This is a genomic window from Cupriavidus necator, assembly GCF_013141915.1.
GTDB lineage: Bacteria > Pseudomonadota > Gammaproteobacteria > Burkholderiales > Burkholderiaceae > Cupriavidus > Cupriavidus necator_B.
This window is the reverse complement of record NZ_SROX01000004.1, coordinates 65,204-84,751: the sequence shown is the minus strand read 5'-3', so window position 1 is coordinate 84,751 and position 19,548 is coordinate 65,204. Positions and strand designations below refer to the sequence as shown.

23 protein-coding genes are annotated in these 19,548 nt (G+C 68.4%); 11 read left to right on the top strand and 12 right to left on the bottom strand.

Annotation, left to right across the window (positions count from 1 at the left end):
- The first annotated feature begins 22 nt into the window (after positions 1 to 22).
- The gene (locus tag E5S69_RS10175) at positions 23 to 1,006 is read left to right on the top strand and encodes a tripartite tricarboxylate transporter substrate binding protein (protein WP_171514536.1); all 984 of its coding nucleotides are present in this window, start codon (positions 23 to 25) and stop codon (positions 1,004 to 1,006) included.
- Between the two features lie 121 nt (positions 1,007 to 1,127).
- Positions 1,128 to 1,568 carry a YbgC/FadM family acyl-CoA thioesterase gene (locus E5S69_RS10170; RefSeq protein WP_171514535.1) on the top strand — a complete coding sequence of 147 codons (441 nt, stop codon included), beginning with the start codon at positions 1,128 to 1,130 and terminating at the stop codon, positions 1,566 to 1,568.
- A gap of 95 nt (positions 1,569 to 1,663) precedes the next feature.
- Here E5S69_RS10170 and denD read toward each other — a convergent pair whose 3' ends face one another.
- The 7 genes from denD to E5S69_RS10135 form a co-directional block, all read right to left on the bottom strand.
- Positions 1,664 to 2,638: a D-erythronate dehydrogenase gene (denD, locus tag E5S69_RS10165; RefSeq protein ID WP_171514534.1), complete on the bottom strand. Its 975-nt coding sequence runs from the start codon at positions 2,636 to 2,638 to the stop codon at positions 1,664 to 1,666.
- A gap of 26 nt (positions 2,639 to 2,664) precedes the next feature.
- Positions 2,665 to 3,447 (bottom strand): 2-oxo-tetronate isomerase, encoded by a 783-nt coding sequence (gene otnI / locus E5S69_RS10160; protein ID WP_171514533.1) that lies wholly within the window; start codon positions 3,445 to 3,447, stop codon positions 2,665 to 2,667.
- A 26-nt stretch (positions 3,448 to 3,473) separates the two neighbouring features.
- Positions 3,474 to 4,838, bottom strand: coding sequence for an MFS transporter (locus tag E5S69_RS10155; RefSeq protein WP_171514532.1), 1,365 nt, complete (start codon positions 4,836 to 4,838; stop codon positions 3,474 to 3,476).
- 147 nt (positions 4,839 to 4,985) lie between these two features.
- Positions 4,986 to 5,639, bottom strand: a complete 654-nt coding sequence (locus E5S69_RS10150; RefSeq protein ID WP_171514531.1) for an aldolase — start codon at positions 5,637 to 5,639, stop codon at positions 4,986 to 4,988.
- Positions 5,639 to 6,910: a 3-oxo-tetronate kinase gene (otnK, locus tag E5S69_RS10145; RefSeq protein WP_171514530.1), complete on the bottom strand. Its 1,272-nt coding sequence runs from the start codon at positions 6,908 to 6,910 to the stop codon at positions 5,639 to 5,641. The genes E5S69_RS10150 and otnK overlap by 1 nt, the downstream gene beginning before the upstream one ends.
- Before the next feature lie 12 nt (positions 6,911 to 6,922).
- Positions 6,923 to 7,816, bottom strand: coding sequence for an L-threonate dehydrogenase (gene ltnD / locus E5S69_RS10140; protein ID WP_171514529.1), 894 nt, complete (start codon positions 7,814 to 7,816; stop codon positions 6,923 to 6,925).
- Between the two features lie 49 nt (positions 7,817 to 7,865).
- Positions 7,866 to 8,600 (bottom strand): FadR/GntR family transcriptional regulator, encoded by a 735-nt coding sequence (locus tag E5S69_RS10135; RefSeq protein WP_171514528.1) that lies wholly within the window; start codon positions 8,598 to 8,600, stop codon positions 7,866 to 7,868.
- Positions 8,601 to 8,818: 218 nt separating this feature from the next.
- Between E5S69_RS10135 and E5S69_RS10130 the strand changes: the two genes are divergently transcribed.
- Positions 8,819 to 9,247: a GNAT family N-acetyltransferase gene (locus E5S69_RS10130; protein WP_171514527.1), complete on the top strand. Its 429-nt coding sequence runs from the start codon at positions 8,819 to 8,821 to the stop codon at positions 9,245 to 9,247.
- Positions 9,248 to 9,257: 10 nt separating this feature from the next.
- On the opposite strand, the gene E5S69_RS10125 is transcribed toward E5S69_RS10130, so the two are convergent.
- The 3 genes from E5S69_RS10125 to E5S69_RS10115 form a co-directional block, all read right to left on the bottom strand.
- Entirely contained in the window at positions 9,258 to 10,085 is an 828-nt protein-coding gene (locus E5S69_RS10125) for an NRDE family protein (protein WP_171514526.1), read from the bottom strand.
- A gap of 87 nt (positions 10,086 to 10,172) precedes the next feature.
- The gene (locus tag E5S69_RS10120) at positions 10,173 to 10,463 is read right to left on the bottom strand and encodes a DUF4936 family protein (RefSeq protein ID WP_171514525.1); all 291 of its coding nucleotides are present in this window, start codon (positions 10,461 to 10,463) and stop codon (positions 10,173 to 10,175) included.
- Between the two features lie 18 nt (positions 10,464 to 10,481).
- Positions 10,482 to 11,498 carry a YgfZ/GcvT domain-containing protein gene (locus E5S69_RS10115; RefSeq protein WP_171514524.1) on the bottom strand — a complete coding sequence of 339 codons (1,017 nt, stop codon included), beginning with the start codon at positions 11,496 to 11,498 and terminating at the stop codon, positions 10,482 to 10,484.
- Positions 11,499 to 11,723: 225 nt separating this feature from the next.
- Here E5S69_RS10115 and mltG point away from each other — a divergent pair, with 225 nt between their 5' ends.
- The 8 genes from mltG to E5S69_RS10075 all read left to right on the top strand — a co-directional run bounded on the left by mltG (position 11,724) and on the right by E5S69_RS10075 (position 17,413).
- On the top strand, positions 11,724 to 12,719 hold the full coding sequence (mltG, locus tag E5S69_RS10110; protein WP_171514523.1) for an endolytic transglycosylase MltG: 996 nt from the start codon (positions 11,724 to 11,726) through the stop codon (positions 12,717 to 12,719).
- A 7-nt stretch (positions 12,720 to 12,726) separates the two neighbouring features.
- A complete protein-coding gene (tmk, locus tag E5S69_RS10105) occupies positions 12,727 to 13,338 on the top strand; it encodes a dTMP kinase (protein WP_171514522.1) in 612 nt (203 codons plus the stop codon).
- A 78-nt stretch (positions 13,339 to 13,416) separates the two neighbouring features.
- Entirely contained in the window at positions 13,417 to 14,424 is a 1,008-nt protein-coding gene (locus tag E5S69_RS10100) for a DNA polymerase III subunit delta' (protein WP_171514521.1), read from the top strand.
- A 66-nt stretch (positions 14,425 to 14,490) separates the two neighbouring features.
- On the top strand, positions 14,491 to 14,898 hold the full coding sequence (locus E5S69_RS10095; protein ID WP_171514520.1) for a PilZ domain-containing protein: 408 nt from the start codon (positions 14,491 to 14,493) through the stop codon (positions 14,896 to 14,898).
- 37 nt (positions 14,899 to 14,935) lie between these two features.
- Complete coding sequence (locus E5S69_RS10090) at positions 14,936 to 15,442, top strand: GNAT family N-acetyltransferase (RefSeq protein WP_171514519.1); 507 nt, start codon at positions 14,936 to 14,938, stop codon at positions 15,440 to 15,442.
- A gap of 20 nt (positions 15,443 to 15,462) precedes the next feature.
- Positions 15,463 to 16,257 (top strand): TatD family hydrolase, encoded by a 795-nt coding sequence (locus E5S69_RS10085; RefSeq protein ID WP_171514518.1) that lies wholly within the window; start codon positions 15,463 to 15,465, stop codon positions 16,255 to 16,257.
- A complete protein-coding gene (locus E5S69_RS10080; protein ID WP_171514517.1) occupies positions 16,250 to 16,996 on the top strand; it encodes an ankyrin repeat domain-containing protein in 747 nt (248 codons plus the stop codon). Before E5S69_RS10085 ends, E5S69_RS10080 begins: the two co-directional genes overlap by 8 nt.
- A gap of 15 nt (positions 16,997 to 17,011) precedes the next feature.
- A complete protein-coding gene (locus E5S69_RS10075; protein WP_171514807.1) occupies positions 17,012 to 17,413 on the top strand; it encodes a YkvA family protein in 402 nt (133 codons plus the stop codon).
- Here E5S69_RS10075 and egtB read toward each other — a convergent pair.
- A complete protein-coding gene (egtB, locus tag E5S69_RS10070) occupies positions 17,410 to 18,699 on the bottom strand; it encodes an ergothioneine biosynthesis protein EgtB (RefSeq protein WP_171514516.1) in 1,290 nt (429 codons plus the stop codon). The genes E5S69_RS10075 and egtB overlap by 4 nt on opposite strands.
- A gap of 180 nt (positions 18,700 to 18,879) precedes the next feature.
- Positions 18,880 to 19,500 carry an FMN-dependent NADH-azoreductase gene (locus tag E5S69_RS10065; protein ID WP_171514515.1) on the bottom strand — a complete coding sequence of 207 codons (621 nt, stop codon included), beginning with the start codon at positions 19,498 to 19,500 and terminating at the stop codon, positions 18,880 to 18,882.
- Between the last annotated feature and the right edge of the window lie 48 nt (positions 19,501 to 19,548).

Sequence of the window (19,548 nt, the reverse complement as noted above, 5' to 3'; positions counted from 1 at the left end):
CAGCACAAGGAGACAGAGTCAAATGCAACGCCGCCACTTCCTCGCCCGCGCGGGCATCGCCGCCGCCACCGCGGCACTGGGTCTTGCCGCCATGCCCGCCCAGGCACAGGCCGACAAGTTCCCGCAGCGCCCGATCCGCCTGGTGATCGGCTATACCGCCGGCGGCTCCACGGATATCCCGTTCCGCGTACTCGCCGACAACGCCTCGAAGATCCTGGGCCAGCCCGTGATCGTCGAGAACAAGCCCGGTGCCGGCGGTGTGCTGCCGGCGCAGATGATGCAGAGCACCGCGCCGGACGGCTATACGCTGGCGCAGGTCGCCATGCCGGTCTACCGCCTGCCGTACACCACCAAGATCAACTGGGATCCGGTCAAGGATCTCAGCTACATCATCAACCTGGCCGGCTATTCGTTCGGCCTGGTGGTGCCGGCCGATTCGCCGATCAAGACCATGCAGGACTACATTGCCTATGCCAAGGCCAACCCGGGCAAGCTGACCTACGGCTCGCCGGGTTCCATGACCACGCTGCACCTGACCATGGAAGAGCTGGCGATGAAGCAGGGCGTGCAGTTCTCGCACATCCCCTACAAGGGCAATTCGGAATCGATGCAGGCCTTGCTGGGTGGCCACGTGATGTCGGTGGCCGACACGCCGGCGTGGGCGCCGTACGTGGAGCAGGGCAAGCTGCGCCTGCTGTCGACCTGGGGCGAGAAGCGCTCGGCGCGCTTCCCCAACGTGCCGACGCTGAAGGAACTGGGCATGGGCATCGTGCAGACCTCGCCGTTCGGCCTGGTGGCGCCCAAGGGCACCGACCCGAAGATCGTGCAGAAGCTGCATGACGCCTTCAAGAAGGCCATGGAAATGCCCAACTACCGCGAGTCGCTGGCCAAGTTCGACATGGAGCCGTACTACATGAACACCCAGCAATACGCGCAATTCGCCGCCGACACCGTCAAGAAGGAAAAGGCGATCATCGAAAAGCTGGGACTGGCCAAGCCGCAGTAATCTCGCGATCATCCGCCGGATTGCGCGCATTCAGGCCGCCGCGCCTGCCGGCCTTGCTCCGGCAGGCGCGGCGGCCTGATGCCTTGCATGGTCCGGGGCCATCCACCAGGAGAGCAGGCCAATGGCCAAAGAAGAGTTCCGCCACAGCATCCCGCTGCGCGTGCGCTGGTCCGAAGTCGATCCGCAATCGATCGTCTTCAATGCGCACTACCTGACCTATTGCGATATCTGCGTGACCGAGTACTGGCGCGCGCTGGGCATCCGCTATCCGGAAGACGTGTTGCATGCGCACGGGGTCGACATCTTCGTGGTGAAGTCCACGCTGGAGTACCACGCCTCGGCGCGCTTCGACGATGAGCTCGACATCCGCGGCCGCATGGCGCGGCTGGGGCGGTCCAGCATGTTGTTCCGGGTGGAGATGTATCGTGGCGACGAGCACCTGATCACCGGTGAAATCGTCTATGTGTGCGCGGATCCGGCGACGCAGAAGTCGGCGCCGATCCCGGGGGTGGTGCGGGAGGTGATCGAAGGGTATGAGGTGGCGAAGCCGGCTTCGGCCTGACCGATACTTTGTTTGCTCCCCTCTCCCGCTTGCGGGAGAGGGGACCGGCTCTCAGAAAATGAGAAGGCGGTCGCCAAGGCGAAGGGGCAGTGACCTTACTTCCCCGCCCCCGCATCCTCCATATAAGCCCGAATCACGTCATCAAAACTCGCGTCGCTCTCGAACCCCAGCGCCAGCGCCCGTTCCGCATTCCACGCCGCCGGCCACGTGTCGACGATGTTCTCGACGCGCTCCTCGCGTTGCCACGTCACCAGATCCGCCACCGCATCGCCCGCCACGCGGCGCAGCGCATCGACCATGCCCGCGGCGGTGACCGACAGGCCTGGCAGGTTCACCACGCGGCGGTTGCCCAGCCGCTCGCCCGCCAGTTCGATGCCGTTGACCAGCGCCGCCACCGCGGCGCGCGGCGACAGCAGCCACAGCCTGGTGTCGGGTGCCACCGGGCAATTGGCCGCCACGCCCGCCAGCGGCTCGCGGATGATGCCGCTGGCGAACGACGAGGCCGCCGCATTGGGCTTGCCGGGGCGCACGCTGATGGTGGGCAGGCGCAGCACGCGGCCGTCGACAAAGCCGCGGCGGCTGTAGTCCGACAGCAGCAGTTCGCCGATGGCCTTCTGCACGCCGTAAGACGATTGCGGATTCAGCGCGGTGTCGTCCTGCACCACCGGCGGCAGCTGGCCGCCATAGACCGCGACCGAGCTGGTGAACAGCACGCGCGGCCGGTGGCCCAGCGCGCGGCAGGTCTCCAGCAGCGCGCGCGACGCGTCCAGGTTGACGCGCATGCCCAGATCGAAATCGGCCTCGGCCTGGCCGCTGACCACGGCGGCGAGGTGGAACACCGCGCCGGTATCGGTATCGAGCGCCTGGCGCAGCACCGCGGGATCGGACAGGTCGCCGGTGACCACGCGCACGCGCGCGTCGTCCAGCCCCTGCGGCGCCACCACGTCCAGCAGTGTCAGGCGCCGGATCGCCACGGGATGGCCGTCCAGGTTCAGGGCGCCGCGCTGCAGCAGCAGGCGGGCCAGTTGCAGGCCGAGGAAGCCGGCGCCGCCGGTAATCAGTACGTTCATGGCAAGAGAGCTTTGATGGTTGGGGATCAGCGGCCGAGATAGGGCTTGAGCCAGCCCAGGCCTTCCGACGTGCCGGCGCGCGGCCGGTACTCGCAGCCGATCCAGCCGGCATAGCCGAGCGCGTCGATGACGTCGAACAGGTACGGGTAGTGCAGCTCGCCCAGGTCCGGCTCATGGCGCTCGGGCACGCCGGCAATCTGGATGTGGCCGATGCCGGCGAAGTCGCGCCTGAGCTTCATCGCGACATCGCCCTCGACGATCTGGCAGTGGTAGCAATCGAACTGGACCTTCAGGTTGGGCGCGTCCACTTCCTTGCAGATCGCCTGGCCGTCATCCTGCCGGTTCAGGAAATAGCCCGGCATGTCGCGCGTATTGATCGGCTCGATCAGCACGGTTACGCCTTGCGCGGCCGCCGCGGTGGCGGCGAAGGCCAGGTTCTCGAGATAGGCGGCGCGGCAGCGGGCGGGGTCGACATCGGCGGGGACCAGGCCGGCCATCACATGGATGCGGTCGTTGCCGATCACGCCGGCGTATTCGAGCGCGCGCCCGATGGTGCCGCGGAATTCCGCCTCGCGCCCGGGCAGTGCGGCCAGGCCCCGCTCGCCCGCCGCCCAGTCGCCCGGCGGGGCATTGAACAGCGCCTGTGCGAGGCCGTTCGCGTCGAGGCGCGCGCGCAGCTCGGCGGCGGGGTGCTCGTACGGGAACAGGTACTCGACCGCCTGGAAGCCGTCGGCCGCGGCAGCGGCAAAGCGGTCCAGGAAGGCGTGCTCTTGGTACATCATCGACAGGTTGGCGGCAAAGCGCGGCATGGGAAACTCCAGAAGCGAAAGCGGGTTCAGCGATTGACCAGTTTAGCGGGCGTCATCCACACCAGCACGGCGCCGACCAGCAGGATGGCCGACAGCACGTACATCGGCAGCTGCGTGCTCTGCGTCAGGTCTTTCAGCGCGCCCACCATGTATGGCGACACGAAGCCCGCCAGGTTGCCCACCGAGTTCACCACCGCAATGCCCGAGGCCGCGGCGATGCCCGACAGGAACGACGTGGGCAGCGACCAGAACAGCGGCGCGCAGGTCAGGACGCCCGCGGCGGCCAGCGACAGTGCGGCAATGGCGACGGTCGTATTGTTGGTGAACGACGCGGCGATGGCAAAGCCCGTCGCACCCATCAGCGCGGGCACGATCAGGTGCCAGCGGCGCTCGCGGCGCGCATCCGCGCTGTGGCCCAGCAGGTTCATCACCACCACCGCGCAGATGAACGGAATGGCGGACAGCAGGCCGATGTTGAGGTTGCCGGTCACGCCGCTGGACTTCACCAGCGTGGGCATCCAGAAGGTCAGCGCGTACTGGCCGGTGACGAAGCAGAAGTAGATCAGGCACATCCACCACACGCGGCGATCGGCGAACACCGCGCCCAGCGAGTGGCCATGTCCCTGGCCGGCGGCGGCGCCGGCATTGCGCTGGTCTTCCTCGATATTGCGCTTGAGCACGCGCTTTTCGTCGGCGTCCAGCCATGGGGCCTTGTCGATGCCATCGCGCAGCACGAAGATGGTGACGACGCCGACCACGAAGGCGGGCAGCGCCTCGAGCAGGAACATCCATTGCCAGCCGCGCATGCCATGGGTGCCGTTGAACGCGTCCATGATCCAGCCCGACAGCGGGTTGCCGAACATGCCGGCGATGGGAATGCCCGACATGAACAGCGCGATCATTTTCGCGCGGCGGTTGGCCGGGAACCAGTAGGTCAGGTACAGGATCACGCCGGGATAGAAGCCAGCTTCGGCCAGGCCCAGCAGGAAGCGCATCAGGTAGAACTGCGTCGGCGTCTTCACGAACAGGAACAGCGCCGAGATGATGCCCCACGTGATCATGATGCGAGCGATCCAGATGCGCGCGCCGATCTTGTGCATCAGCAGGTTGCTGGGCAGCTCGAACAGGAAGTAGCCGATGAAGAACAGGCCGGCGCCGAGGCCGAACACGGTTTCGGAGAAGGCCAGGTCCTGGCCCATCTGCAGCTTGGCAAAGCCGACGTTGACGCGGTCGAGGTAGGCAACCACGTAGCACAGCATCAGGAACGGCATGATGCGCCAGAACACCTTGTGGTAGGCGCGTTTCTCGATCGCGGCGTCGCTGTCCAGCCGGGCGTTGCCGCCCAGGCTGTCGAAGGCGGGGACGCTTGCCGCCGGTTGGTTGGATTGCATCGGTGGTCTCCGGGTATGGTGGTGGTCTGGTCTGATTGGCGGCGCGCAATACCGCAAAACGCGGGCGTGCGCGTCCCCCGCACGGTGGCCGCAAGGCAGCCGCGCCGGGTGAAGCCGTGTGTTATCAGGTAAGCAGCGAGGCCGGCGCTACCAGCGCGCCTGGAAGGCGTCGCGCAGTTCAGCCAGGGCGCTGTCGGGCAGCGCCGCGCGGGCGGCAAAGCCCGGCACGTCTTTCATCGTCATCCATAGCTTGGCGGTCTCCTCCAGTTCTTCCAGCGCGAACGCGGCGCGCGAAACGCTGGATTCCCACACCACCGGCCCGAGGCGCTCGAGCAGCACGCCGCGCACCTGCGCGGCCAGCGTAGCCACGCGCGCGGCCACCGCCGGATCACCGGGGCGATGGTAGGGAATCAGCGGGATATGGCCGACCTTCATCACGTAGTAGGGCGTGAGCGGCGGCAGTACGTCGTCCGGTTGCCAGACACCGGCCAGCGTCAGGGCCACGAGGTGCGTCGAGTGCGTATGCACCACGGCGTGCGCCCCGGGGTTGTTGTCGTAGATGGCGCGATGCAGCGTCAGCGTCTTCGACGGCTTGTCGCCAGAGACCCAGCTGCCGTCGGTGGCCACCTTGGCCACCGCGGCCGGATCGAGCATGCCCAGGCAGGCATCGGTCGGCGTGATCAGCCAGCCGTCGTCGAGCCGCGCGCTGATATTGCCGGCCGAACCCACCGTATAGCCGCGCTGGTACAGGCTGGCGCCGATGCGGCAGATCTCTTCGCGCAGCTTGTTTTCCGTATGCATCAGCGGCCCCCCAGTTGGCGCAGGGCCTGGTCGAAGAAGTCCGGGCCGCCGAAGTTGCCTGACTTTAACGCCAGCGCCAGCGGCGCGGCCTCCAGCGTGACAGTGGCCGGCACGCCCGGCGCGATCTGCGCACCGATGCGCAGGGCGCGCACGCCCAGCGCCTGCACCACCGCGCCCGAGGTCTCGCCACCCGCCACCACGAAGCGCCGCGTGCCGCGTGCCTTCAGTCCGGCAGCGACCGCGGCCAGGCATTGCTCGACCAGGTGGCCGGCGCGCGCTACGCCCAGCTCGGCCTGCACGGCCTTGACTTCGTCGGGGCTCGAGGTGGCATAGACCAGCACGGTTTCGTCATGCGCGGCGGCAAAGGCGAGGGCCGCGTCCGCCACCGCCTCGCCGCGCGCCAGCGCCAGCGGATCAATGCGCAGTGCCGGCCGGCCTTGCTCGAGCCAGCGCGCCACCTGGCCGTTGGTCGCGCGCGAGGCGCTTCCCGCCAGCACCACGCCGGGGCCGTCGATGGCCGGCACCGCATCGGCGTCGCTGCGCTGCGGCAGCAAGCCGGCGCGGCGGAAGTTCTCGGGCAGGCCCAGCGCGATGCCGGACCCGCCGGTGACCAGCGGCAGGCCGGCGCAGGCCTCGCCCAGCGTCAGCAGGTCCGCGTCGGAGACCGCATCGGCAATCGCCATGCGCACGCCGTCCGCGCGCAGCGCGGCGATGCGCTGGGCGATGGCCTGCGCGCCGCGCGCCACCGCGTCGTAGCGCAGCAGCCCGACCGGGTGCTTGCTCTGGCGCTGCAGCACGCGCACCAGGTTGGCATCGGTCATCGGCGTCAGCGGATGGTGTTCCATGCCCGATTCATTCAGCGGCGCGTCGCCGACGAACAGATGCCCGCGGAAAATGGTGCGGCCGTTCTCGGGGAAGGCCGGGCAGGCGATAGTGAAGTCGCTGTCCAGCGCCGCCAGCAAGGCCTCGGCTACCGGGCCGATATTGCCGGCATCGGTCGAATCGAAGGTGGAGCAGTACTTGAAGACGAACTGGCGGCAGCCCTGCGCGCGCAGCCACTGCAGCGCGGCCAGCGACTCGGCCACGGCCTGGGCCGCGGGGACGGTGCGCGACTTCAGCGCCACCACCAGTGCGTCGGCTGCGCCGATATCGGCCACCGATGCAGGCACGCCGATGGTCTGCACGGTGCGCATGCCGTTGCGCACCAGCGTGTTGGCGAGATCGGTGGCGCCGGTAAAGTCGTCGGCAATGCAGCCAAGAAGGGCGGTCATTGTCGTCGCTCCTTACTCGGCCTGGCCCGGCAGCGCAATGCCCGGGAAGATCTTGATCACCGCCGCATCGTCCTCGCCGCCGTGGCCGGCGGTCGAGGCCATCATGAACATCTGGTGCGCGGCCGCCGACAGCGGCAGCGGGAATTTGCTGGTGCGCGCGGTGTCGAGCACCATGCCCAGGTCCTTGACGAAGATGTCGACCGCCGACAGCGGCGTGTAGTCGCCCTTCAGGATATGCGGCACGCGGTTCTCGAACATCCACGAGTTGCCGGCGCTGTGGGTGATCACGTCATAGAGCGCGTCCGGGTCGACGCCTTCGCGCAGGCCCAGCGCCATCGCTTCGGCGGCCGCCGCGATATGCACGCCGGCCAGCAGCTGGTTGATGATCTTGACCTTGGACCCCGCGCCATGCGCGGCACCCAGGCGATACACCTTGCCGGCGATGGCGGCCAGCACGTCCTCGGCGAGCGCATAGGCTTCGGCGGGGCCGGAGGTCATCATGGTCATCTCGCCACTGGCAGCGCGCGCGGCCCCGCCCGAAACCGGCGCGTCCAGCATCAGCAGGCCCTGCCCGGCCAGCCGGCGGCCCAGTGCCTGGGCGAACTCCGGCGGTACCGTGGCGCTGGCGATCACCAGCTTGCCCGGCTGCATCGCGGCCGCGGCACCGTCGGCGCCGAACAGCACCGCCTCGGTCTGCTGCGCGTTGACCACCAGCGTCAGCACCACCTCGCAGCGGCTGCCCAGTTCGGCGGGCGAGGCGCAGGGCACGCCGCCGGCATCGGCAAAGCGCTGCAGCACTTCGGCACGCAGGTCGCACGCGTGCACGTTGAAACCGGCCCGCAGCAGCGACTGCGCGACACCAAAGCCCATGGCACCAAGGCCGATGACGCCGATATTCCTGGACATAAGGGACTCCCTGAAACAGATACGGATGACTCGATGCTGGCGTGGCGCGTCAATTGGTCGCGCCGTGCGCGGTGCCGCTTTCGTCGGCGCCCAGCTGGGCCAGCCGGCGCGCGGCGTTGTACATGTGGTTCTGCGCGGCATTGCGCGCGGCCAGCGGGTCGCCGGCGCGGATGGCGGCGACGATGGCCTGGTGTTCCTCGCGCACCTGGCGGGAAAAATCGGTGCGCCGCGCTTCGTTGGTGCGGGTCACGCGCGTGGCGGCTTCCAGGTACTGGCTCAGGAACGCCAGCGTCTTGAGGAAATACGGGTTGCCGGTGGCCTCGGCGATGGCGCGGTGGAAGGCCACATCCTCGGCCACGCCGTCGCCGCCGTGCGCCACCTCGTCCTCCAGGCGCGCCAGCGCGGCGTCGATCGCCGCCATCGACGCGTCGGTGCGGCGCCGGGCGGCCTGCGCAGCCACTTCGGCCTCGATCGCGCGGCGCAGCTCGACGATCTGCAGCACCGATTCGAGCGTGCCGGTGTCGGTGTAGTCGATTCGCAGCGGCCGGATGCCGGCCTGCAGCGTCACGAACACGCCGCTGCCCTGGCGCGACTCGACCACGCCTTCGTATTTCAGCCGCGAGATGGCCTCGCGCACCACGGTGCGGCTGACGCCGAACTCTTCGGACAGCACCGCCTCGGTGGGCAACTTGTCGCCGCGGGCAAAGGCGCCGTTCTGGATCTTGTCCAGCAGCTGTTCGGCAACGTTGTCGGTCAGGGCGCGAGCGGGGACTTTCTGGAACATGGCAGCTCCGAGGTCATTCGGTAATCAGGTCATCATACAAATTTGCTATACGGCTGCCGACCCCAGGTAAACCCTGATATGGTGCAAGCCACCGGCACCGTGAGGACGTGGCTCCACATTGGTGCGTCAGCGATGCGCCATCCCGTGGCGTATCATTGGCGCCCGTCGGCGCACTGGCGCGGACAAAGCTTCCTCTACAGCTGCCTGCTTTCACTGCCATGCCCACCACCATCCTGATCTGCCCCTGGTCCGAAGCCCGCGATCGCGCGCGCGCCATCCGCTACACCGTCTTTGTCGAAGAGCAGGGTGTGCCGGTGGAACTGGAATGGGACGAATGGGACGAACTCAGCTGGCACGCGCTGGCGCTGGCCGAGGACGGCACACCGGTGGCCACCGGCCGGCTGTTGCCCGACGGCCATATCGGGCGCATGGCGGTGCTCAAACCGGCGCGTGGCACCGGCGTCGGCGCGCTGGTGCTGGACGCGCTGATGCGCAAGGCGGAACAGCTGGGCTACCCGGAACTGGTGCTCAACGCGCAGACGCACGCGGCGCCGTTCTATGCGCGCGTGGGCTTTGTGCAGGTGGGGCCGGAATTCGAAGAGGCGGGCATCCCGCACGTGGAGATGCGTAAGCGCCTGGCGGGATAAGGCGCAGCGGTCAGCGCGGGGCCGGCACGATGCCGGTGTCGCGCGACAGGTTCAACGTGCCGTGATAAGCCACGTCGCCAATGCGGCCGTCGGCGTCGAAGCTGCGCTCGCTCAGGTCGAAACGGCCATCGTGGCGCACCCGCAGTACCGTGCTGGCGCGCGTGCCATATAGCGGCGAGCGGATAAACGCGGACGACAGCAGCTTTTCCCAATCCGGCGCCACGCCGGTGGACGGCAATTCGAAATCCGCGGCCTGGCGTTCGTCGGCCAGCATCTGCAGGTACGGCTCGGCGCTGGCATTGGGCTGGCCGCTGTCGGCGGCCAGTACTTCGGCCAGCGCGCCGACGCGGCTGCGCACCTTGGGCCAGGGCGTATCGAGCAGCGCGTTGGACAGGCCGTACAGCCCCGGACGCAGCCGTTGTGGCTGGCGCGACGCCGAGCGGTTGCTGTACCACCACAATTCGCGCAGGTCGCTCGCCAGCAGGTTGAAGCCGTTGTAGGCGCCGTCTTCGCCGGCGAGGCCGTCAAGGTAGTCGAACGGCGCCGCGTGGCCGCGCAGGAAGCCCGCCACCAGTTCGCCGCGCGAACGCGCATCGGTGCGTTTTTCGGACGGGGCGCGGTAGTTGGTCAGCGCGGCAAAGCGGCCGTCGGCGTTGACGCCCATCCAGGTGCCGGGCTCGCCGATGACCTCGGCCAGGTCGCGGCCGGCCAGCACTTGGGGCGCTTCCTGCCACCAGTGCGCGGCCGCCGCGGGGCGGGCATAGAATTCATCGCGGTTGCCGGCCACGACCAGGGCATAGTCCGGGTGGGATTGCCAGGCAACCAGGATCAGACACATCGCTTTGCTTCCTTTGCCGCGGGGCTTGCCGCGCTAGCGGCCCCCGCGTACTTCAGTCCGACGGCGCTCACAACCGCAATAGCGCGCCTACAGCATGTCCAGGTCGATAAAGTGTTCGGCCCGCCGCTCGCCTTCAACCCACTGGTCCAGCCCGCTCTGGCGCCACAGCCCTTCCAGCGTGGCATCGAACGCGGGCGGCACGTCGGCGTAGCACTCCATCCAGGTCTGCACGCCGGCGCGGGTTTCCGGCCTGCGCATCAGCGTACCACCAATTCCGGTGGCTTCGGCGACCGTCTCCATCCAGCGGTGCCAGTGCGGCAGCGCCTCGGCGGCGACGGCTTCCGGGACACGGAAATAGACGTACAGGTGATCGCTCATGGCCGGGTCCTGTGAAAATCAGCCGGCGGCCTGCGCCGCTTCGCCGATCGGCACCGCGTAGGGCAGGCTGGCAGTGGCCACCGCGGCGCCTTCGGCGCTGCCCAGCCGCAGCGCGCTGCCGGCGGCGTCGATCTTCAGTTCGGCCAGCCCGGACCAGCCGCCGTGCGGGGCGGGCGCGGCGTTGACGATCATGCCGCACGGCTGGCCCGGATCTTCCGGGCGATAGATCTCGGCCGCGGGCGCCGGCACGTCGCCGTCGCCCTGCACCAGCCACATGCGGCGCTTGAGCGTGCCGCGGTACTGGCTGCGCGCCACCACTTCCTGGCCCGGATAGCAGCCCTTGCGGAAGTTGACGCCGCCGACCAGTTCGAAATTGACCATCTGCGGCACGAACTGCTCTTGCGTGGCCGCGACGATGCGGGGCAGCCCCGCTTGCACGTCCAGCCAGTCCCACAGCGCGGGCGGGGCGTCCTGCAGCGTGGCGCCAAGCGCCGCACGTACCGCATCGACGCGCTCGGACGGCAGCACCACCTGCCAGCGCGGGTGGCCCGCGCCGTCGGCCAGGCGGATCACGGTGGCGCCGTCGGCCTCGGCCACGGCAAAGGCCGTCTGCGGCGCGGGCAGGCCGGCGGCGGCAAGGGCCTGCGCGGCACCCGCCCCGGCGAGACCGAGGATCGCATGGGTAGGGGTGATATCGGACAGCCGGGCCTTGGCGCGCAGCACGAACATCGACAGCCGCTTCTGCACCGCGGCCTGGATCTCGGCCGACAGCTGCAGCACGATGCCTTCGGCGTCGCGCCACATCAGGAAGGTGGCCAACAGCCGGCCTTTAGGCGAGCAGTAGCCGGCCAGGCGCGCCGCGCCCGGCTCCAGGTCATCGACCGCATTGGTCAGCTGGGTGTGCAGGAAGCTGGCGGCATCGTCGCCGGCCACGCGAACCAGGCCGAGCCCGGCGGGGGGGCAAACGACACCGCTGGCGTTCAGCGCGTCAAGGCTTGCGGCGAGTTGCTGGGCTTGGGGATTCAATTCTGGCATTGCGTGGCAATCGTCGAGGCAAATCGGAGAGAAGAAAAAACCCTGGCGGCACCGTTGGCGCGAGGCGCCAGGCAGCGGCCCGCGGGCGGCGCCGGCGCCACGGCTCACGGTCGGTGCCGGGCTGCCGGTTATTATATGGGGCTATGAGATTTTCGGCGGCACCGAGGTCCGTGGCGGTGCGCGAGCCCGCCGACGGTGCCGGCAACGGGTCCCTATACCTGATACATGAAACGTTTATTCCTTAGCTTTGGGCTCGCCGTACTGGTGTTCGCGCTGGCGGCTGCCGGCGCGTTCGCGTGGTGGGCCAATCACCCGCTGCCCTTGGGCAAGTCGCCGGTCGAAGTGGTGATCAAGCCCAATTCCGGCGTGGCCAGCGTCGGCCGCCAGATCCAGCGCGGCGGCGTGGGCATGGATCCGCGGCTGTTCCTGCTGTTGGCGCGGCTGACCGGGCACGGCGCCGACCTCAAGGCCGGCGGCTATGAATTCGAAACCGGCGCCACGCCGCTGTCGATCATCGGCAAGCTGGCCCGCGGCGAGGTCACGCACTACGTGGTCACGGTGATCGAGGGCTGGGAATTCCGCAAGATGCGCGCCGCGGTCGATGCCAGCCCGGCGCTGCGCCACGACACCCGCGGCATGTCCGATGCGGAGCTGATGCAGGCCATCGGCGCGGCCGAGACCTCGCCAGAAGGCCTGTTTTTCCCGGATACCTACCTGTTTGCGCGCGGCAGCAGCGATATCGAGCTGTACAAGCACGCCTACCGCGCCATGCAGCGCCGCCTGAACGAGGCCTGGAACGCGCGCTCGCCCGGCCTGCCGTACCAGACCCCGTACGAGGCACTGGTGATGGCGTCGATCGTCGAGAAGGAAACCGGCCAGGCCGCCGAGCGCCCGATGATCGCCGCGGTGTTTATCAACCGGCTCAAAAAGAACATGCTGCTGCAGACCGACCCCACCGTGATCTACGGCCTGGGCGAGGCCTTCGACGGCGACCTGCGCAAGCGCGACCTGCAGGCCGACACCCCGTACAATACCTACACCCGCACCGGCCTGCCGCCCACGCCGATCGCGCTGCCGGGGCTCGCCTCGCTGGCCGCGGCGACCACGCCAGCCCCATCCGACGCGCTATATTTCGTCGCCCGTGGCGACGGCAGCAGCCATTTCTCCAACTCGCTTCCCGAACACAACCGCGCGGTCGACAAGTACCAGCGCGGCAAATAGGCATTCCATGCGCGGAAAATTCATTACCTTCGAGGGCATCGACGGCGCCGGCAAGAGCACCCATATCGACTGGGTTGCTGACCGCCTGCGCGCCCGCAGCGACATCGCCGGTGTCGTCACCACGCGCGAGCCCGGCGGCACGTCGCTGGGCGAAGACCTGCGCCAGATCCTGCTGCATCGCAAGATGCACCTGGAAACCGAGGCGCTGCTGATGTTCGCGGCCCGGCGCGAGCATATCGCCGAAGTCATCGCCCCGGCGCTGGAGCGTGGCAAGTGGGTCGTTTCCGACCGCTTCACCGATGCCACCTTTGCCTACCAGGGCGGCGGCAGGGGCCTGGACACCGGCCGGCTGGAAGTGCTGGAGAGCTGGGTCCAGGGCGGCCTGCAGCCAGACCTGACGCTGCTGTTCGACGTGCCGCTGGAAACCGCCAGTGCCCGCCTGGCGGGCGCGCGCGCGCCGGACCGATTCGAGGCCGAATCGCGCGCGTTCTTCCAGCGCACCCGCGACGAATACCTGCGCCGCGCGGCGCAGTCGCCGCAGCGCTTCCGCGTCATCGACGCCACCCGCAGCATTGCCGATATTCGCGACGAACTTGAGAAAATCCTCGCAACCGTTTGATTTGCCTGTCTTTTCTCCCCGGCACGACGTGAATCTTCAGCCAGTACACGAAGTCAGATCGCTAACCTACTGATTTACATGCTCTATCCCTGGCAGAAAGAAGACTGGCAGCGGCTCGGCGCATTGCGCGAGCGGCTCCCCCATGCCTTGCTGATCCACGGCCAGCAAGGCATCGGCAAGCGCGACCTGGCGCTGCATTTCGCTCAGGGCCTGCTGTGCGAGGCGCCCCTGGCTGACGGGCAGCCCTGCGGCCAGTGCGCCGCGTGCCACTGGTTCAGCCAGGGCAACCATCCGGACTTCACCGTGGTGAGGCCCGAGGCGCTGGACGCCTCGGCCGAGGCCGAAACCGACGACGGCGGCAAGAAGAAGGCGCCCAGCAAGATCATCCGCATGGAGCAGGTGCGGGCACTGATCGAGGCGGTGGGCGTGGGTACGCACCGCGCCGGGCTGCGCGTTGTGGTGGTCTATCCGCTCGACGCGCTGCAGACCGAAGGCGCCAACGCCTTGCTGAAGACGCTGGAAGAACCGCCGCCGTCTACCGTCTTCCTGCTGGTGACCGACCGCCTGGACCGCATCCTGCCGACCATCCTGTCGCGTTGCCGCCAGTTTTCGGCCCAGCGGCCGACACCCGAGGCCGCGCTGGCATGGCTGCGCGGGCAGGGCGTGGCCGACGCCGAGGCCCAGCTGGCGCTGGCCGGGGGCTCGCCGCTGACCGCGCTGCATGCCGCCGAGGCCGAGGAGCAGCCGCTGCAGCGCTGGCTGGTCGGCCAGCTTGGCGCGGCGGCTGCCTTCGACGCCGCCGCGGCGGCCGAGCAACTGCAGAAGCTGCCGGTGCCCGCCGTGCTTGGCATCCTGCAGCGCTGGACGTACGATCTGCTGACACTGTGCCTGGACGGGAGCGCCACGCCGCGGTACTTCCCCAAGGAGCGCGCCGCGCTGGCGCGCTGCGCCGGGGCCGCCGAGGCGCGCGGCCTGCAGGCGTTTGCCGCGCGGCTGAACGCGCACCGCCGCAGCGAGAACCATCCGCTGGCGGCCCGGCTGGTAATGGAAGCGGTGTTCCTGGAATACCGGCAGCTGTTCCGGTAACGCGGCAGGCTGCCAGTACCAGGTCCATAACAACAAGCAGCATTGTCGTCATTCAGGGGGTCAACCATGAACACAGCAGTCGCCGGCGTTCCGCCGGCTGCGCCGGGATTTGGCGGCGGAACGGGCAGCGGGGCGACGTCGCGCCCCAATGTGCTGTCGTTGTCGATCAAGGACCAGGCCGGGCTGTACGCGGCCTATATGCCGTTCCTGGCGCGCGGCGGCATCTTCGTGCCGTCGAACCGGCCGTTCCGGCTGGGCGAGCAGGTGTTCCTGGTATTGTCGCTGCTGGACCGGCCGCAGAAATACCAGATCGCCGGCCACGTCGCCTGGATCACCCCCGCCGGCACACCCATGAAAACGCCGGGTGTCGGCGTGCATTTGCCGGACGACGACAACGGCCGCAACCTGCGCCGCGCGGTGGAAGAAATCCTGGGCAAGATGCTGGAATCGGGGCGCCCCACGCAAACTTTATAAATGTTGTGAGATATCCCTCGCAATTTGTTGATTTTCAATGAATTTTTCGCTACGTATTGCTGAACCGCGCGACCTGCCCGGCATCGTCGCCATCTACAACAGCACCGTGCCGTCGCGCATGGTCACCGCCGACACCGAGCCGGTCACCGTGGCCTCGCGCCAGGCCTGGTTCGACGCTCACCAGGCGGGGCGGCGCCCGCTGTGGGTGTGCGAGGATGCCGACGGCAGCATGGCCGGCTGGATGAGCTTTTCAGACTTCTACGGGCGTCCCGCCTATGGCGCCACCGCCGAGGTGTCGATCTACCTTGATGCGCAGCGCCGCGGCCAGGGGCTGGGGCGCTACCTGCTGCAGCAGGCTATCGACCATGCGCCCCGGGTCGGCGTGAACACGCTGCTCGGCTTTATCTTCGGCCACAACGCGCCCAGCCTGCGCCTGTTCGCGTCGCAGGGCTTCACGCGCTGGGGCGACCTGCCGCGCGTGGCCGTGCTCGACGGCGTCGAGCGCGACCTGATCATCGTTGGCCGCCGCGTGGACGCGGCCTGAGCCCGTATCCGAGATTGCCCATGTTTGTCGATTCCCATTGCCATATCGATTTCCCCGAGCTGGCCGCGCGCCTGCCGGAACTGCTGGAGAACATGCGCGCCAACCAGGTCACGCATGCGCTGTGCATCTCGGTCACGCTGGAAGACTTTCCGCGCGTACTCGCGCTGGCCGAGCAGCATCCCAATCTGTACGCGTCGGTCGGCGTGCATCCGGACTATGAAGAGGGCGAAGACCCGACGCTGGAGCGGCTGGTGGCGCTGTCGGCCCACCCGCGCGTGGTCGGCACTGGCGAGACCGGGCTGGACTACTACCGGCTCAACGGCCGTAGCATCGCCGACATGGAATGGCAACGCGAGCGCTTCCGCACCCATATCCGCGCCGCGCGCCAGACCGGCAAACCGCTGATCATCCATACCCGCTCCTCCGCCGACGATACGCTGCGGCTGATGCGCGAAGAGAACGCGGGCGAAGCCGGCGGCGTGATGCACTGCTTCACCGAAACCTGGGACGTGGCCCGCCAGGCGCTGGACCAGGGCTTCCATATCTCGTTCTCGGGCATCGTCACCTTCAAGAGCGCCGCGGACCTGCAGGAAACGGCGCGCAAGGTGCCGCTGGAGCGCATGCTGATCGAGACCGATTCCCCCTACCTGGCGCCAGTGCCGTACCGCGGCAAGACCAACGAGCCGGCCTGGGTGCGCCATGTGGGCGAGTTCATCGCGCAGTTGCGCGGGATGCCGGTGGAACAGGTCGCGGAACAGACCACGGAAAATTTCTTCAATCTCTTCAAGCACATTGACAGGAAATCTCATGTTTGACATGAAGTATGTCCGGCGTGCCGCCGGCGCCCTGGCGCTGGCCGCCGCCGCGCTTGCGCAGGCCGCGCCGGCCGACGACATGCGCAAGGCGGTGGAATTCGACGACGCCAACACCGTCAAGAAGCTGCTGGCCAAGGGTGTCGACCCCAACGTGGTCGACAGCCGCGGCAACCCGGCCCTGGTGCTGGCGCTGCGCGAGAAATCGCTGAAGGCCGCCGCGGCGCTGATCCGCGCCAAGGACATCGATTTCGACAAGGCCAACCCGGCCGGCGAAACCCCGCTGATGATGGCGGCGCTGCAGGGCCAGCTGGACATGGTCAAGCTGATGGTCGACGACATGGAGGCCGAGATCAACAAGACCGGCTGGACCCCGCTGCACTATGCCGCCACCAATGGCCACAACAATGTGGTCAAGTACCTGGTCGACCATGCCGCGTATATCGATGCCGAAAGCCCCAACGGCACCACGCCGCTGATGATGGCCGCGCGCGGCGGCCATATCGAAACGGTCAAGCTGCTGCTGGACGAAGGCGCCGACATGCGCCTGAAGAACCAGCAGGGCATGACCGTGATCGACTTTGCCGAGCGCTACAACCAGGCCGAGATCGCCAGCGGGCTGAAATCGCGCTGGCAGAAGCTGTACCCGCAGACCCCGATCGTGCCGGCGCCGCCGCTGAAGGCGCCCACCGGCGAGCCCGGCGGCCAGCGCCCCGCGGCGCCGCAGGGCAAGGGCTGGTAAGCCGGCCAGGTGGCGATGGCCAACGGCTCGCGCCTGCGCCAGTGGGCGCGCGGGCTGAAAAGCAGCCTGCTGATGCTGTGGTTCTGCAGCCGCCATCCCGGCACGCCGTGGGCGGCACGGCTGCTGGGCGCGCTGGTGGTGGCCTATGCCTTCAGCCCGATCGACCTGATCCCGGATTTCATCCCGGTGCTGGGCTATGTCGATGACGTGCTGCTGGTGCCGCTGGGCATCTGGCTCACGTTGCGGATGATTCCGACCGCGGTGAAGGAGGAGTGCCGGGGCCGGGCCGAGGCCTGGCAGGCCACCCATGCGCAGCGGCCGCGCAATCGCGCGGCCGCCGTGGTCATCGTGCTGGTGTGGGGGCTGCTGGCGTGGCTGGCTTGGCGCTGGCTGGCGCCGTACGCCATCCGGCCTTAGGCGTCGTCGGCGAGCCGCACGCCGGTGAACTGCCAGCGCTGGTGCGGGTAGAAGAAGTTGCGGTAGGTCGCCCGGATATGCGATTCAGGCGTGACGCAAGACCCGCCGCGCAGCACCATCTGGCCGCTCATGAACTTGCCGTTGTACTCGCCGACCGCACCCGCGTTGGGGCGGAAGCCCGGATAAGGCAGGAAGGCGCTGCCGGTCCATTCCCACACATCGCCAAACATCTGGCGCAGCACGCCCGAGGTGTTCTGCCGGTCCGGCAGCGGCCGCAGCGCCCGCCCTTCGACGAAATTCCCGGTGGCCGGCAGGCGGCTGGCCGCGTACTCCCATTCCGCTTCGGTTGGCAGGCGGCGCTCGGCCCAGCGCGCGAACGCGTCAGCCTCATAGAAGCTGACGTGGGTCACCGGGCTGTCGGGGTCGACCGGGTGCATGCCGCGCAGCGTCATCTGCCACCAGGTGCCGTCGCGCTCTTCCCAATAGAGCGGTGCCTGGATGCCTTGCTCAGCCACCCAGCGCCAGCCGTCGGACAGCCACAGCCCGGCGCTCTGGTAGCCGCCATCCTCGATGAACTCGAACCATTGCCGGTTGCTCACCGGGTGCGAACACAGCGTGAACGGCGCCAGGTAGGCCTTGTGGCGCGGCCCTTCGCAGTCAAAGGCAAAGGCTTCGCCATGGTGGCCGATCTCGACCAGGCCGCCGTCGAAGCCGATCCAGTCCGGCGCCGGGCGCGGGTCGGCAATCACGGGGGCGGGCAGTTCCGGGGCAAACGCGGGGCGCAGTGGGTTCTGCGCGAACAGGTGCAGCACGTCCGTCAGCAGCAATTCCTGATGCTGCTGTTCATGCTGCAGGCCGAGCGTGATCAGCGCGGCCTCGTCGTCGGTCTGGGCGCTGCCCAGCAGCGTCAGCATCGATTCGTCGACGGCCTCCCGGTAGGCCAGCACCTCGTCCAGTGACGGGCGCGTCAGCAGCCCGCGCTGCGGCCGCGGGTGGCGCGCGCCGACGGCTTCGTAGTACGAGTTGAAGAGATAGCGATAGGCCGGGTCCACCGGTTCGTAGTCCGGCAGGCGCGCGGCCAGCACGAATTCCTCGAAGAACCAGGTGGTGTGCGCCAGGTGCCATTTTGCCGGGCTGGCGTCGTCCATGGACTGCACGGTGGCATCGGCGTCGGACAGGTCGGCCACCAGGGTTTCGGTGGCGGCGCGTACATGCCGGTACTGCGAAAGCAAGGCGGGTTCGTGCGGGGGATGGAGGGCGGCGGCTGGCAACAGGGCTGAAGTCATGCGGGCTCCCGGGTTGGATCGGTCGATGACTGCAGGCGGTGCGCCACCGCGGCCAGGCGGCCGCGGCCGGCGCGCCGCCCATGGCACGCGGGGCGCCGTAGCGCCCCGAACCATCATAGACCTGATCCGCTCCCGGGGCGAGCCGGCGCCGTCCTACAGCGCCGGCCGTGCCCCCCGGCCTCAGGCTGCCAGGCGGCTGGCGTCGTTCAGTGCCGCAATCTCGGTGCGGGCGCTGGCCAGGCCGGCTTCGCGGAATTGCGGCCCCATGGCCAGGCCGTGGGCACGCACGTAGGTGATGTCGGTAATGCCCAGGAAGCGGAACACCACGTCGACCGTCTTTTCGTGCAGGTCCAGTTCATTGGCATCCTGGCGCACGCCGCCGCGCGACGACACCACGATCACGCGCTTGCCGCCGGCCAGGCCCACGGCGCCGTTCTCGGTGTACTTGAAGGTGCGGCCGGCCTGCGCGATGCGGTCGATCCAGGCCTTGAGCTGGCTGGGGATGCTGAAGTTGTATTGCGGCACGCCCACCACCAGCACATCGGCGGCCAGGAATTCGGCCAGCCACTGCTCGGTGCGCTGCAGTTCAGCTTCCTGCACGGCGTTCAGGCCGTCCTTGGGGCCGCCCAGCACGGGCAGCAGGTTGCCGGACAGGTGCGCCGGGGCATCCTGGTCCAGGTCGCGCACGGTCACGGTGGCGGCGGGGTTGGCGGCGACCAGGTCGGCCACCACGCTGGCGGTCAGGCTGCGCGAAACGGAGTTGTCGCCGAGGACGCTGGAATCGATCTGCAGGATGTTCATGTCTTTCTCCACAAGGGTGCGGTTGCGATGGAAGAAAGATAGCGGCTG

Coding starts and splice junctions, on each gene's coding strand:
- E5S69_RS10150 (WP_171514531.1), bottom strand. CDS start 5,639: ATGCATACGGAAAACAAGCTGCGCGAAGAGATCTGCCGCATCGGCGCC.
- otnI (WP_171514533.1), bottom strand. CDS start 3,447: ATGCCGCGCTTTGCCGCCAACCTGTCGATGATGTACCAAGAGCACGCC.
- E5S69_RS10085 (WP_171514518.1), top strand. CDS start 15,463: ATGTTTGTCGATTCCCATTGCCATATCGATTTCCCCGAGCTGGCCGCG.
- E5S69_RS10170 (WP_171514535.1), top strand. CDS start 1,128: ATGGCCAAAGAAGAGTTCCGCCACAGCATCCCGCTGCGCGTGCGCTGG.
- E5S69_RS10095 (WP_171514520.1), top strand. CDS start 14,491: ATGAACACAGCAGTCGCCGGCGTTCCGCCGGCTGCGCCGGGATTTGGC.
- E5S69_RS10120 (WP_171514525.1), bottom strand. CDS start 10,463: ATGAGCGATCACCTGTACGTCTATTTCCGTGTCCCGGAAGCCGTCGCC.
- E5S69_RS10090 (WP_171514519.1), top strand. CDS start 14,936: ATGAATTTTTCGCTACGTATTGCTGAACCGCGCGACCTGCCCGGCATC.
- E5S69_RS10175 (WP_171514536.1), top strand. CDS start 23: ATGCAACGCCGCCACTTCCTCGCCCGCGCGGGCATCGCCGCCGCCACC.
- tmk (WP_171514522.1), top strand. CDS start 12,727: ATGCGCGGAAAATTCATTACCTTCGAGGGCATCGACGGCGCCGGCAAG.
- E5S69_RS10115 (WP_171514524.1), bottom strand. CDS start 11,498: ATGCCAGAATTGAATCCCCAAGCCCAGCAACTCGCCGCAAGCCTTGAC.
- denD (WP_171514534.1), bottom strand. CDS start 2,638: ATGAACGTACTGATTACCGGCGGCGCCGGCTTCCTCGGCCTGCAACTG.
- E5S69_RS10075 (WP_171514807.1), top strand. CDS start 17,012: ATGGCCAACGGCTCGCGCCTGCGCCAGTGGGCGCGCGGGCTGAAAAGC.
- E5S69_RS10135 (WP_171514528.1), bottom strand. CDS start 8,600: ATGTTCCAGAAAGTCCCCGCTCGCGCCCTGACCGACAACGTTGCCGAA.
- E5S69_RS10100 (WP_171514521.1), top strand. CDS start 13,417: ATGCTCTATCCCTGGCAGAAAGAAGACTGGCAGCGGCTCGGCGCATTG.
- E5S69_RS10125 (WP_171514526.1), bottom strand. CDS start 10,085: ATGTGTCTGATCCTGGTTGCCTGGCAATCCCACCCGGACTATGCCCTG.
- E5S69_RS10155 (WP_171514532.1), bottom strand. CDS start 4,838: ATGCAATCCAACCAACCGGCGGCAAGCGTCCCCGCCTTCGACAGCCTG.
- E5S69_RS10130 (WP_171514527.1), top strand. CDS start 8,819: ATGCCCACCACCATCCTGATCTGCCCCTGGTCCGAAGCCCGCGATCGC.
- otnK (WP_171514530.1), bottom strand. CDS start 6,910: ATGACCGCCCTTCTTGGCTGCATTGCCGACGACTTTACCGGCGCCACC.
- mltG (WP_171514523.1), top strand. CDS start 11,724: ATGAAACGTTTATTCCTTAGCTTTGGGCTCGCCGTACTGGTGTTCGCG.
- E5S69_RS10080 (WP_171514517.1), top strand. CDS start 16,250: ATGTTTGACATGAAGTATGTCCGGCGTGCCGCCGGCGCCCTGGCGCTG.
- E5S69_RS10065 (WP_171514515.1), bottom strand. CDS start 19,500: ATGAACATCCTGCAGATCGATTCCAGCGTCCTCGGCGACAACTCCGTT.
- ltnD (WP_171514529.1), bottom strand. CDS start 7,816: ATGTCCAGGAATATCGGCGTCATCGGCCTTGGTGCCATGGGCTTTGGT.
- egtB (WP_171514516.1), bottom strand. CDS start 18,699: ATGACTTCAGCCCTGTTGCCAGCCGCCGCCCTCCATCCCCCGCACGAA.